At 58.2% G+C, this 13,035-nt stretch carries 13 protein-coding genes; 2 read left to right on the forward strand and 11 right to left on the reverse strand.

Going from position 1 to position 13,035, the window contains the following annotated elements:
• Positions 1 to 21: 21 nt before the first annotated feature.
• The 5 genes from gntU to IM291_RS20250 all read right to left on the reverse strand — a co-directional run bounded on the left by gntU (position 22) and on the right by IM291_RS20250 (position 4,963).
• A complete protein-coding gene (gene gntU / locus IM291_RS20230) occupies positions 22 to 1,362 on the reverse strand; it encodes a gluconate transporter (RefSeq protein ID WP_045260946.1) in 1,341 nt (446 codons plus the stop codon).
• Positions 1,363 to 1,365: 3 nt separating this feature from the next.
• Entirely contained in the window at positions 1,366 to 1,893 is a 528-nt protein-coding gene (gene gntK, locus IM291_RS20235; RefSeq protein WP_045260947.1) for a gluconokinase, read from the reverse strand.
• Positions 1,894 to 2,019: 126 nt separating this feature from the next.
• Complete coding sequence (gene gntR, locus IM291_RS20240) at positions 2,020 to 3,015, reverse strand: gluconate operon transcriptional repressor GntR (protein WP_014882133.1); 996 nt, start codon at positions 3,013 to 3,015, stop codon at positions 2,020 to 2,022.
• A gap of 91 nt (positions 3,016 to 3,106) precedes the next feature.
• Positions 3,107 to 3,802, reverse strand: a complete 696-nt coding sequence (locus tag IM291_RS20245) for a pirin family protein (RefSeq protein WP_003861565.1) — start codon at positions 3,800 to 3,802, stop codon at positions 3,107 to 3,109.
• A 123-nt stretch (positions 3,803 to 3,925) separates the two neighbouring features.
• Positions 3,926 to 4,963, reverse strand: a complete 1,038-nt coding sequence (locus IM291_RS20250) for an oxidoreductase (RefSeq protein ID WP_048998291.1) — start codon at positions 4,961 to 4,963, stop codon at positions 3,926 to 3,928.
• 256 nt (positions 4,964 to 5,219) lie between these two features.
• On the opposite strand from IM291_RS20250, the gene yhhY reads away from it, so the two are divergent.
• Positions 5,220 to 5,708 (forward strand): N-acetyltransferase, encoded by a 489-nt coding sequence (gene yhhY, locus IM291_RS20255; protein WP_028015158.1) that lies wholly within the window; start codon positions 5,220 to 5,222, stop codon positions 5,706 to 5,708.
• 48 nt (positions 5,709 to 5,756) lie between these two features.
• Here the strand turns inward: yhhY and ggt are convergent, their stop codons facing one another.
• On the reverse strand, positions 5,757 to 7,502 hold the full coding sequence (gene ggt, locus IM291_RS20260; RefSeq protein ID WP_074171895.1) for a gamma-glutamyltransferase: 1,746 nt from the start codon (positions 7,500 to 7,502) through the stop codon (positions 5,757 to 5,759).
• A gap of 123 nt (positions 7,503 to 7,625) precedes the next feature.
• Between ggt and IM291_RS20265 the strand changes: the two genes are divergently transcribed.
• Positions 7,626 to 7,997 carry a DUF2756 family protein gene (locus IM291_RS20265; protein ID WP_045260950.1) on the forward strand — a complete coding sequence of 124 codons (372 nt, stop codon included), beginning with the start codon at positions 7,626 to 7,628 and terminating at the stop codon, positions 7,995 to 7,997.
• Here IM291_RS20265 and ugpQ read toward each other — a convergent pair.
• From ugpQ to ugpB, 5 genes are all read right to left on the reverse strand, one after another.
• A complete protein-coding gene (gene ugpQ, locus IM291_RS20270; protein ID WP_192987562.1) occupies positions 7,987 to 8,727 on the reverse strand; it encodes a glycerophosphodiester phosphodiesterase in 741 nt (246 codons plus the stop codon). The two genes, IM291_RS20265 and ugpQ, sit on opposite strands and share 11 nt — an antisense overlap.
• Positions 8,724 to 9,794, reverse strand: coding sequence for a sn-glycerol-3-phosphate import ATP-binding protein UgpC (locus tag IM291_RS20275; protein WP_028015154.1), 1,071 nt, complete (start codon positions 9,792 to 9,794; stop codon positions 8,724 to 8,726). The genes ugpQ and IM291_RS20275 overlap by 4 nt, the downstream gene beginning before the upstream one ends.
• Position 9,795: 1 nt before the next feature.
• Positions 9,796 to 10,641: a sn-glycerol-3-phosphate ABC transporter permease UgpE gene (gene ugpE, locus IM291_RS20280; protein WP_028015153.1), complete on the reverse strand. Its 846-nt coding sequence runs from the start codon at positions 10,639 to 10,641 to the stop codon at positions 9,796 to 9,798.
• The gene (gene ugpA, locus IM291_RS20285; RefSeq protein ID WP_192987564.1) at positions 10,638 to 11,525 is read right to left on the reverse strand and encodes a sn-glycerol-3-phosphate ABC transporter permease UgpA; all 888 of its coding nucleotides are present in this window, start codon (positions 11,523 to 11,525) and stop codon (positions 10,638 to 10,640) included. Before ugpA ends, ugpE begins: the two co-directional genes overlap by 4 nt.
• Positions 11,526 to 11,631: 106 nt before the next feature.
• Positions 11,632 to 12,948, reverse strand: coding sequence for a sn-glycerol-3-phosphate ABC transporter substrate-binding protein UgpB (gene ugpB, locus IM291_RS20290; RefSeq protein ID WP_023310025.1), 1,317 nt, complete (start codon positions 12,946 to 12,948; stop codon positions 11,632 to 11,634).
• Positions 12,949 to 13,035 lie beyond the last annotated feature (87 nt).

The raw sequence follows: 13,035 nt of genomic DNA on the forward strand, positions 1-13,035 counted from the left end.
TGCCTTGTTAAATCATTGCATTTAGCTGAGCAGCGTAAAGGCAATCATCCCGACAATCGCACCCGTCGTGCCGAGGATGGTTTCCATCAGCGTCCAGGTTTTCAGCGTTTGCGCTTCGGTCGCGCCAGTAAACTTGCCGAACAGCCAGAAGCCAGCGTCGTTAACGTGCGAGACGACAATCGAACCGCCCGCGATGCAGATAGACAGCGCGGCCATCTGGGCACCGGAGTAGTTCAGCTGTTCAATCACCGGCATCACCAGACCCACGGCGGTTAAGCATGCCACGGTGGCGGAACCCTGAATGATACGCACCGCCGCAGCCAGCACGAAGCAGGTTACCGCAATCGGCAGGCCCATCCCGGTCAGCGCTTCACCCAGAGCCGGGCCCACGCCGGAATCCACCAGCACCTGCTTGAACACGCCGCCGGCACCGATCACCAGCAGGATAATACCCGCAGGCTGCAGCGCGGCACCGCAGATCTCCATCACGCGGTCTTTCGGCATGCCCTGACGCATCGCCAGGCCGTAAATCGCCACCAGGCACGCCACCAGGATCGCCGTGAACGGGTGACCGATGAACTCAAACCATTCGTAGGCGGTAGAACCGACCGGCACAAAGCGCGCGGCGATGGTTTTCAGGCCCACCAGCACCAGCGGCAGCAGGATGAGCGACAGGCTGAAGGCGAAGGATGGCATTTTGCCCTCGCCCAGGTGCGGCTCGGTGATGTCGTCCGGGATGTGCAGCTCAACGTAACGGCTGATGAAATTGCCCCACAGCGGACCGGCGATAATCATCCCCGGGATGGCCGCACACAGGCCAATCAGGATCATCCAGCCAAAGTCGGCGTGCATCTGGGAGGCCAGCAGCATCGGCGCCGGCCCTGGCAGCAGAAACGCCGCAGCCGCCGCCACGCCCGCAAACAGCGGAATGACCAGCTTCACGAGGTTAGTGCCGGTATGGCGCGCCATGGAGAAGGCGACGCTGATGAGCAGCACCACCGCCACTTCGAAGAACAGCGGCAGTGCGCAAATAAGACCGGCCAGGCCAATCGCGTAGTGCGCGCGGCTGTGCCCGAAGGATTTGAGCATTTTGACGGCAATCTGGTCGACCGCGCCCGTCTCATGCAGAATCTTGCCAAACATCGCGCCCAGCGCGACCACAATCGCCAGGAAGCCCAGCGTGCCTCCCATCCCTTTTTCCATCGTCGCGGCGATCTTGTCGAGCGGCATACCGGAAAAGAGACCTGCACCAATAGAAACCACCATCAAAGCAACGAAGGCGTGCATACGCGCCTTCATCACTAAAAACAGCAGCAGCAATACCGAACCCACTGCTGTCAAAACTAGCGTTAATGTACTCAAAACTTACTGCCTTTTGTTAATGACCTCGATGGTGCTGGCTACAACACCTTCCAGCGGCTGATCGATATCAACCACTAAGACGTCTTTTTCATCTTCACCCGGCTCCTGAAGCGCTTCGAACTGCGTCACCAGCATCTGGGTTTTAAAGAAGTGGCCTTTACGCGCTTTCAGACGGCTTTCAATCACCCCGAAATCGCCTTTCAGGTAGATGAACGATAGGTTCGGATTGCCGTCGCGCAGCAGGTCGCGGTAGGTTTTTTTCAGCGCGGAGCAGACGATCAGGGAAACTTTGTTGGTGCGCTGCATCGCGAACGCGGCGTCATTCAGCGCCTGCAACCACGGTTTGCGGTCGTCATCGTTCAGCGGTTCGCCGGAGGCCATTTTCATGATGTTGCTGCGCGGATGGAGGAAGTCACCATCAAGAAACGCAGCCTGAAGTTGATGCGCCACTTCGCTCGCCACGGCAGATTTACCGCTACCGGACACGCCCATCAGGACGTAAACGTGGTGATCGTGATTAGTCGTGCTCAAAGGGTGTCCCTCAGTCAATTGTTACGGGTAACAGTTATCGGTAACATTGTCCTGCTGGGGCAAAAGAGAAGCAATATCCAAACGTGCGCGAAGTGAATAAGTGTGAGCTACTTCAAATTTGTCAGTTCAAATAGATCCACCCGGTGACAAGGTGAAACCTAAATCTAACATTTTTGGGGTAACCGTCTCTCCACGAATGCGCGCCAGCAGGCGTTCTGCGCCAATGCGGCCCATGCGTTCACGCGGTGTCAGAACGCTCGCCAGACGCGGCTCCATCACCTGACCAATATCGTGGCCGTGGAAGCCGGCAATCGCCATATCCTCAGGGATCTTCAACCCCAGACGCTGGCATTCGAACGCTGCACCGACCGCAAGGTCATCGTTGGTACAGAAAATACCGTCCAGTTGCGGATACTCGCGTCGTGCCTGACGCATCAGCTCAATACCCGAGGTGTAAGATGAGGACTGCTCCACCATCACGCTGTACGGGGTTAAATTTGCGTCGAGCATCGCCTGCTCGTATCCCTTCTGTTTGATGATAGTACGTTCATCAAGACGCGCACCCAGATAGGCAATATGACGATGACCGCGGGCGATGATCGCCGCTGTCATCTGACGAGCCGCTTCAAAGTTATCGAACCCAACGGCGATGTCGAGGCATGGCGACTGGCTGTCCATGAGCTCCACCACCGGAATACCGGCGACTTCAATCATTTTGAGCGTGCGGGCAGTGTGGGTACGCTCGGTTAAAATCAGGCCGTCAATGTTCCAGGAAAGCATCGATTCAAGACGTTCCTCTTCCAGTTCCGGCTTGTACCCATAGTGAGCGAGCATGGTCTGGTAGCCAAACGCATCGGTGACGCTTTCAATGCCGCGCAGAACTTCAGCGAAAACCTGGTTGGTCAGGGAAGGAAGCAGAACGCCCACCGCACGGCTGGTCGCATTGGAGAGAATATCGGGGGCGCGGTTGGGAATATAACCCAGTTCATCAAGGGCGGCGGCAATCTTGCCACGCAACGCCACGGAAACCTGTTCCGGGTTACGTAAAAAACGGCTGACCGTCATTTTGGTCACACCGACGCGATCGGCGACATCCTGAAGTACGGGGCGTTTCTTTTTCATCGTCCTGAGAAATCTTGAAGTGAGAGATTTGCTCAGTTTATCACGGACAAAGCTCAACCTTCCCCGTTTAAAGGGAAGGTTGAGAAATTATTTAGACCGGAGGCAGGTCAAACAGCAGGATTTCGCTTTCGCTGTCGGCGTGCACGGAGAGCGCCTGCTCATCCCAGACGGCCAGACCATCGGCGGTGGTGGCTTTGGTGCCGTTGATAGACACTTCCCCTTTCACCACCTGGATCCAGACGCGGCGGTTGGCGGCAATCTGATGCACGGACTGCTCGTCTTTCGCCAGCGCCCAGCGGTACAGCTCCATATCCTGATGCACTTTCAGGGAGCCTTCACGCGCGTCCGGTGACAGCACCAGCTGTTTGCCCTGTTTCGCGTCGAAGCGGCGCTGCTCGTAGCGCGGCGTGATGCCGGTCTCTTCTGGAATGATCCAGATTTGATACAGGTGCAGTTTTTCCGTTTTGCTCGGGTTGTACTCGGAGTGACGCACCCCGGTCCCCGCGCTCATAATCTGGAACTCGCCCGCTGGAACCTGCTCTTTGTTGCCCATGCTGTCCTGGTGCTCGACCGCCCCCTCCAGCACGTAGGTCAGGATTTCCATGTCCTTGTGCGGGTGGGTACCGAAGCCCTGGCCTGCATCAATCACGTCGTCGTTAATCACGCGCAGTGCGGAGAAGCCCATGAAGTTAGGGTCGTAGTAGTCGGCAAACGAGAATGAATGCCATGAGTCCAGCCAGCCATGATTTGCGTGACCGCGTTCGTTTGCTTTGCGTAAGTAGATCATTGTTTTCACCCTCAGTTCGTTTCGATGGAGTAAGTGTGGACTCAAACGGTCAGGGATCATAGAGGGTGAAAATTGACTCCTCTGTTCAAAAATTATGAACAAGCCCAGAGGAGCCGTTTTTGCTTATTTCGCGAGGGTTACCGTGGCAGGAGAAGCCTGTTCGAAGGCCCGTTCAAGGATTTCCAGGTTGGTCAGAACGTCAGATTCCTTGACGTAATTCGGCGCGCCGTTGATTAGGGTTTCATATAGCGCATCGTAGACGCGGCCATAGTCGCCGGTTTCCGGTTTCAGCTCTTCTTTGACCGTTACGCCCTCATCGTTCACGTACTCCAGCACGCCTACGGAATCGTCCGCCGCAAAGCCCGGTTCGCCCGGCATGATGTTGGCCTTCAGGCTGGTCTCCTGCTGGTCAATGCCGTACTTAATGAACGAGCCTTTGGTGCCATGAACGATAAATTTTGGGTAGTCGATTTTCACCAGGTGACTGGTTTTAACGATAGCCTTAAGGTCGCCGTAGAACAGCTGCGCCTCGAAGGTATCGTCCGGGTTGGCTTTATTGCGCAGGCTGCGGATGTCGTAAGCCACGTGGTCCGGGCGGCCAAACAGGGAGATGATCTGGTCCATGGTGTGTACGCCCAGACCATAGAACGAGCCGTCCTGCGGCAGGCCGGGCTGGGTTTCCGCCACCGGGCGGTAGTAATCGAAGTGGCTTTCGATTTCCACAATGTCGCCAAGCTTGCCGCTCTCAATCGCCTTTTTCGCCGCCAGGAAACAGCTGTCAAAGCGACGGTTCTGATACGGTGTGACGGTCAGCCCTTTGCTTTTCGCCAGCGTAAACAGCGCTTTCGCTTCGGCAATGGTCGGGGTGAACGGCTTTTCCACCAGCACGTTCTTGCCCGCTTCGAGCGCGCGTTTCGCATAGTCAAAATGGCTGTCGGCGTGGGTGCAGACAACCACCAGCTTTACCTGCGGGTCATTCAATACTTCATCGAGATCGCTGGTGAAGTGAATGTGGGAGTACTGCGCAGACTGCTCTTCCGGCTTCGCGCGGCGGCGGTAGATATGGGCCACATGCCAGGTGTCTTTACGGTGGAGGACATACGGAAGGTGGTAACGCGTGGTGCTTTTGCCAAATCCAATAAATGCGCAATGTAGTGTCATGGCTCAGTCCTTTTAGAAGGTTACTGAGTTTAACCATAACAAAAAAAAAGCCAGCGAGAAGCTGGCTAAAGTAATACTGGAAGCAATGTGAGCAATGTCGTGCTTTCAGGTTCCCGTAGGGGTCCTCCTGAATGCAAAGCAATAATAATCATTCTCATTCGCACTTGTCCAATACTTTTTGCAAAAAATAGCGGTTGACTCAAATTTTAAAGTCATTGATGTTGGAGGGGACTTTTAACCGACTGAGGAACAAGGAATGAGTGAGATAGTGATACGCCACGCGGAACCGAGAGATTACGATGCCATTCGTCAGATCCACGCCCAGCCGGAGGTGTACCACAACACGCTACAGGTTCCTCATCCCTCAGAGCAGATGTGGCATGACCGGCTAACCGATCAGCCCGGCATTAAACAGCTGGTGGCTTGTATCGACGGGACCGTCGCCGGGCACCTGTGCATTGCCGTCGCACAACGCCCGCGTCGCAGCCACGTTGCCGATTTCGGTATTTGTGTGGGTGCGCAATGGCAAAATCGGGGCGTTGCCAGCGCGCTGATGCGAACCATGATTGATATGTGCGACAACTGGCTGCGCGTCGATCGCATTGAGTTAACGGTATTTGTTGATAACGAACCGGCAATCGCGGTGTACAAAAAGCACGGGTTCGAAATTGAAGGCACCGGCAAGCGCTACGCCCTGCGCAACGGCGAATATGTGGACGCGTACTTCATGGCGAGAATGAAGTGACACACTCCCCTCTCCCCTTTGGGGAGAGGGTTAGAGTGAGGGGTATAATCAGTACCCCGCCGTCAAATCATCCACCGAACGCGGATCCGACGCGCCAAACAGCGCGCCGTCTGGCCCCACCATAATGCTCTGGGTGCTGCCCATCGCCTCTTTCACCGCAACCTTCTGTCCGCGCTGCTCCAGAAGCTTGATGGTGTCCGGGCTAAAGCCCTTCTCCACGCGCAGTTCATCCGGCAGCCACTGATGATGGAAACGCGGCGCATTGGTCGCCTCGGCGACGTTCATGCCAAAGTCGATGCTGTTCACCACCATCTGTAGCACGGTAGTTATGATGCGGCTCCCGCCAGGGCTGCCGGTCACCAGCCAGGTTTTCCCGTCTTTCACCACGATGGTTGGCGACATGGACGACAGCGGACGCTTCTTCGGCCCCACCGCATTCGCATCGCCGCCGACCAGCCCGTAGACGTTTGGCACGCCCGGCTTGGCGGAGAAGTCATCCATCTCGTTGTTCAGCAGAATACCGCTGTTGCCCGCCACAATCCCGGTGCCAAAGGTGGTGTTGAGCGTGTAGGTCACCGCCACCGCATTGCCGTCTTTATCCACCACCGAGAAGTGCGTGGTCTGGTTGCTTTCATACGGCGCCAGCTTGCCGGGGCGGATCTCGCTCGACGGCTTAGCCTTGTTGATGTCGATCTGATCGGCAATGGATTTTGCATACGCCTTGTTGGTCAGCGCCTGCCACGGCACCTTCACGAAGTCCGGATCGCCGAGGTATTCCGAGCGGTCGGCATAGGCGCGTTTTTCCGCCTCCGCCATCACCTGCATGGCATCCGCGCTGCCGAAGCCGAACTTGTGCATATCAAAGTTTTCAAGAATATTGAGGATCTGCACGATGTGAATGCCCCCGGAAGACGGCGGCGGCATGGAGAACACCTCGTAGCCGCGGTAGGTGCCGCTAATCGGCTCGCGCTCCACCGCCCTGTATTCCGCCAGATCCGCTTTGGTGATAAGCCCCCCGTTCTTCTGCATCTCTTCGGCAATCTGGTCGGCAATCGCCCCTTTGTAGAACGCGTCCGGGCCGTGCTCCGCAATCAGCTCCAGGCTTTTGGCGAGATTCTTCTGCACCAGCTTATCGCCCTTCTTCAGCGGCTCGCCGTCCTTCCAGAAGATCGCCTTGCTGTTTTCGTGATTGGGAATGACTTCACTGCCGTAGGTCTTGAGGTCGTCCGCCAGGGCGTCATTGACCACAAATCCCTCCCGCGCCAGCCTGATGGCAGGCTGCACCACCTTGTTCAGCGGCATCGTGCCGTATTTTTCCAGCGCCAGCGAGAAGCCCGCAACGGTGCCCGGCGTGCCGGAGGCGAGGTGCGAGGTCAGAGATTTTTTACTGTCCGGGTTCCCCTGGTCGTCGAGGAACATATCGCGGGACGCCTGAGAAGGCGCCATTTCGCGGAAGTCGATGGCCGTGGTTTTGCCGTCTTTGGTGCGCAGCATCATAAAGCCGCCGCCGCCCAGATTCCCCGCCTGCGGATGCGTTACCGCCAGCGCATAGCCGACGGCGACCGCTGCATCCACCGCGTTACCGCCCTGCTTAAGAATATCGACGCCCACTTGGGTCGCCAGCGCGTCAACCGAGGCCACCATGCCGTGCGTGGCCCGCACGGGGTGAAAAACATCCTCCTCCACGCCGTAAGAGACGGGAGGAGCGGCGGGCGGGTTGGCCGCCACGGTAAATGTGCCGCCTGCCATCAGCGCGGCGATGGCGACCCAGCGCAAGAAGGTTGGTTTCATCATTATTGTTCTCCAGGTGAAGGGATCCATATTCCCCGCTTAAGCCTGGTTCACAACTCCTAAAAAATCATCGTCATGGTGAAATCAGGGTAAACTTAAGAGAGGCCTCAAGAGGAGGAAATGGCAATGAAACGCTTGATGATTATTGCGGCGCTGATCCCGTTTGCCGCGCTCGCACAGCCACTCAACACCATGAACAATCCGAACCAGCAGGGTTACGTTATCCCGAGCCAGCAGCGTATGCAGACCGAGATGATGAGCCAGCAACAGCAGCAGAAAGGGATGCTCAATCAGCAGCTGAGAACGCAGACCCAGATGCAGCAGCAGAGCCTGCAAAACCAGATGAACGCCAACACCCAGCGCGTGCAGCAGGGACAGGTGCGCGAGCAGCCGCTGCCAAATAAAAACGGCGGGATGTTAGGGGGCGGGATGTCGCAAAGCAGCGGTCAGCAGCATATGCTGCCGACCCAGCAGAACGGCAGTATGCTCAATAAATAAATTTCGGGCCGATCTGGTCAATCGCATCGGTACAGATACTGTCCACGCCCCAGCGCAGCAGCTCGGCTGCGCGCTGGGGTTTGTTAACGGTGTAGACCAGAATATGCAGACCCGCGTCTTTCAGCATTTTCACCCGCGCCTCATCCAGCAGCTTGTGGTTCAGATGGATAGAGACGCAGCCTAAGCGGCCCGTCAGTTCACGCCAGTCCTCACGCCACTCGTCCAGCAGCAGCCCGCGCGGCAGCTCAGGTACAGCTGCCTGTGCGGCCTCCAGCGCGTCGATGTCAAACGACGACAGCAGCGGCGCGGTCATGCCTTCCCACAGCTCGCGCGCGGCAAGGGCAATCACTTTGCCCGTCAGCGGCCCGGTGCCGGTGGTCGGTTTGATTTCGATGTTCGCCATCATGTCGTGCTGGCGACAGCGATCGGCCACTTCCGCCAGCAGGGGCAGCGGTTCGCCTTTGAACTCGCCGCTGTACCAGCTTCCGGCGTCCACCTTCAGCAGATCGCGCCACGGCAGTTCACCCGCCACGCCCCAGCCGTTGCTGGTGCGTTCAAGATTGTCGTCATGCAGCAGGAAAATTTCGCCGTCCTTCGACAGCTTGGCGTCGAACTCGATCATCGTGTGGCCGTAGCGCGCGCCGACATCGATCGCCGCCAGGGTGTTTTCCGGGGCCAGCTTACCGCCGCCGCGGTGGGCGACGACGTGGGGATAAGGCCAGTTGCTCATACTCGTTGTCCTGTTTCACCGTCAAAAAGGTGCAGATGGTTTTCCGGCAGGTGGAGCCACAGCGTGCTGCCCGCTTTCGGGCGCTCCTGATGCGCCAGGCGCACCACCATTTTTTGCTCGCCCCAGCGCCCATGCGCCAGGTTATCTGCACCCAACATCTCCAGCGTGTCCATCACCAGCGGCACGCCGCCGTCCGCCTGTGAGGTTAAACCAATATGCTCGGGGCGGATACCGAGCGTCATCTTACGCCCGGCGTAGCCACGATAGTACCAGTTGATCGGCAGCGCCATCCCGCTTTCCAGTTCAAAGTGGGTGCCCGCGCTGCTGATGCGCCCTTCCAGCAGGTTCATCGCCGGGCTGCCGATAAAGCTCGCCACAAAGCGGGTGGCCGGTTTTTCGTACACTTCCACCGGGGTGCCAATCTGCTCGGCAACGCCTTTGTTCATCACCATTACGCGCTGGGCGAGAGTCATGGCTTCGACCTGATCGTGGGTCACGTACAGAGACGTTGTTTTCAGACGACGGTGCAGCTGCTGCAGCTCAAGGCGCATCTGCACGCGCAGCTTGGCGTCGAGGTTAGACAGCGGCTCGTCGAACAGGAATACCGCCGGGTCACGCACGATGGCGCGCCCCATTGCCACGCGCTGGCGCTGGCCGCCGGAGAGCTCGCGCGGGCGGCGCTTCAGCAGGCCGTCGAGTTCCAGAATGCGGGCGGCTTCTTTCACGCGCTCCTCGATATGGCCTTTGCCCATGCCGCGAATTTTCAGCCCCCAGGCCATGTTCTCCTCCACGCTCATGTGCGGATAGAGGGCGTAGTTCTGGAACACCATCGCGATGCCCCTGTCTTTCGGCTCCATCTCGGTGACGCGCTGGCGGTCAATCCAGATGTCCCCAGATGTGACGCGCTCCAGCCCCGCCACCATGCGCAGCAGCGTGGACTTCCCGCAGCCGGACGGGCCGACCATCACGATAAATTCGCCGTCCGCCACGTCGAGCGTCAGCGGCTGAATGACCTGGGTTTTACCGTCCCAGCTTTTGGTAACTGCCTGAAGTTTTAAACCTGCCATCTTATTTCTCGCTATCGACCAGGCCGCGGACAAACGCGCGCTGCATGGCTAAAACAATGACTACGGGTGGGATTAGGGTGAGCAGCATCGCCGCCATCACCTGGTTCCAGAGGGTGGTGCCTTCACCGGTGGCAATCATGCCTTTGATGCCCGCCACGGCGGTGCCGAGGTTGACGTCCTGAATAATCAGCAGCGGCCACAGGTACTGGTTCCAGCCGTAGATAAAGGTGATCACAAACAGCGCCGCAAGGTTGGTTTTCGACAGCGGCAGCACGATGTCGCGGAAGAAGCGCATCGGGGAGGCGCCGTCGATGCGCGCGGCCTCAATCAGCTCGTCCGGCAGGGTCATAAAGAACTGGCGGAACAGGAAGGTGGCGGTCGCCGAGGCCATCAGCGGCAGGGTTAAGCCCGCGTAGCTGTCCAGCATCTTCAGGTTGGCAATCACCTCCACCGTCGGGAAGATACGCACCTCCACCGGCAGCATCAGGGTGATGAAAATCATCCAGAAGAACAGGTTACGCAGCGGAAAGCGAAACCAGACGATGGCGAAGGCCGAGAGCATCGACACCGTAATTTTGCCAACCGTAATGCCGAACGCCATGATGAAGCTGTTGAGCATCATCAGCCAGAACGGCGCGCTGTTGGCGCCCACGCCCTGGGTCCAGATGGTTTTCATGTTCTCGAAAAGATGCCCGCCCGGGATCAGCGTCATCGGCGTGTCGAACACCGCTTTAGTGTCCAGCGTGGCGGCGACAAAGGCCACGTACAGCGGGAACAGGATGACGATAATCCCTAAAATCAGCATGGTGTGGCTGAAAATCGTCAGCCCGCGACGGTTCTCAATCATTGGTAGCGCACCTTACTTTCAACATAGCGGAACTGCACCACCGTGAGGATGATGACGAGGAACATCAGCACCACCGACTGCGCGGCGGAGGCCGAGAGATCCAGCCCGGCGAAGCCTTCACGGTAGATTTTGTAAATCAGCGTGGTGGTCGCCTGGACCGGGCCGCCTGCAGTGGCGGCGTCAATCACCGGGAAGGTGTCGAAGAAGGCGTAGACGAGGTTAACCACCAGCAGGAAGAAGCTCACCGGGGCGATCAGCGGCAGCGACAGCCTGAAGAAGCGCCGAATCGGCCCTGCGCCGTCAATCGCGGCGGCCTCCACCAGCGAGCGCGGGATGGACTGCAGCGCGGCAAAGAAGAACAGGAAGTTATAGCTGATCTGCTTCCACACCGAGGCGAACACCACCAGGAACATCGCCTGACCGCTGTTCTGGGCGTGGTTCCAGTCGTAGCCGAACTCTGCCAGGAAGTGAGTAATCAGCCCGCGTCCGGGGTTAAACAGGAAGATCCACAGCACAGCGGCAACGGCGGGGGCCACGGCGTAAGGCAGCAGCATCAGGGTCTGATACAGGCGGCTGCCGCGCACCACGTAGTCCACCAGCGCGGCGAAAAACAGCGAGGTAACAAGGCCGCTGACGGTCACCAGCGCGCTGAACCTGATCGTCGTCCAGAAGGAGTCCAGGTAGTAGCTGTCATGGAATAGCGCGGTAAAGTTGTCCAGCCCGACGAACTGGCTGGAGAGCCCGAACGGATCGACGCTTTGTACCGAGTACCACAGCGCTTCGCCCGCAGGCCAGATAAAGAAGATAACGGTGATGACCAGCTGAGGCGCGACCAACAGGTACGGCAGCCAGCGGGAGCGAAACACCGGACGGGATGAGGACATGGAGATTGGGTTCCTGAACAATGCCGGGTGGCGGCTGCGCCTTACCCGGCCTGGATGGGGCACGTCGTAGGCCCGGTAAGCGCAGCGCCACCGGGCGAATCACAAATTACGATTTCGTCGACTGCTCAAAGCGGCGCAGCAGCTGATTCCCGCGCTCTACTGCGGAATCCAGCGCCTGCTGTGGCGTTTTCTTCCCGGTCCACACGCTTTCCAGCTCTTCATCCACGATGGTGCGGATCTGCGGCATGTTGCCCAGACGGAGGCCTTTAGTGAACGGCAACGGCGGCTTGTTCAGCATCTGACGCGTCGCGATGTCCGCACCCGGGTTTTTGCTGTAGAAGCCCTGCTCGCGGGTCAGATCGTACGCGGCTTTGGTGATCGGCAGGTAGCCGGTCTTCTGGTGCCACTCGGCGGCATTTTCCGGCTTCGCCAGGAAGTCGAGGAACTCGGCGACGCCTTTGTAGGTGCCCTTATCTTTACCCTGCATCACCCACAGGCTCGCCCCGCCGATGATGGCGTTCTGCGGCGCGCCTTTTACGTCGGCGTCGTACGGCATCATGCCCACGCCGTAGTTGAATTTGGCGTAGTGGCGGATATCCGCCAGCGAGCCGGACGAGGCGGTGGTAATGGCGCAGTCGCCGTTGTAGAACTTCTCGGTGGATTCGTCTTTACGCCCGAAGTAGCTGAAGTCGCCCTTCTTGTTCAGATCGGCAAGCAGCGCAATGTGCTTCACCTGCTCCGGTTTGTTGAACTCGAGTACCGCATCGGTGCCATCGAAGCCGTTGTTTTTGGTGGCAACCGGCAGGCCGTGCCAGGCGCTGAAGTTCTCAATCTGGATCCAGCCCTGCCAGCCGCTGGCGTAGCCGCACTTCATGCCCGCCGCTTTCAGCTTCGCGGTGTATTCGGCCAGGTCCTGCCAGGTTTTTGGCGGCTGCTCCGGATCTAAACCGGCTTTTTTGAAGGCGTCTTTGTTGTAGTACAGCACTGGCGTGGAGCTGTTAAACGGCTGGGACAGCAGGTGACCGGTTTTGGAATCGGTGTAGTAACCCGCTACGGTCGGCACGAACTGGGATTCATCGAAGTTGATACCCGCCTCTTTGAACACTTCATACACCGGCTTGATAGCTTTCGAGGCCATCATGGTGGCGGTGCCCACTTCATACACCTGTAACAGCGCAGGCGCGTTGCCGGTACGGAAGGCGGCGATGCCCGCGCTCAGGCTCTGCTCGTAGTTACCTTTGTACACCGGCACAATTTTGTAATCCGGGTGGGTGTCGTTGAAACGCTGCGCCAGGGAGTCAACCTCTTTACCCAACTCCCCTTCCATGGAATGCCAGAACGGAATGGTGGTCACAGCCATTGCGTTCGTCGCAAAAGCCAGACCCAGTGCCAGACCCAAAGCTGTGTGTCGTAACGATGTCATTGTCATCTCTCTCATTGTGCCGGATGCGCGATATCACGCGTTTTATGCTCGCGAGGTAACATGACATGCTCGAATGACAGAAAAATA

Source organism: Enterobacter cloacae complex sp. P27C, assembly GCF_014895705.1.
GTDB classification, from domain to species: Bacteria; Pseudomonadota; Gammaproteobacteria; order Enterobacterales; family Enterobacteriaceae; genus Enterobacter; species Enterobacter bugandensis.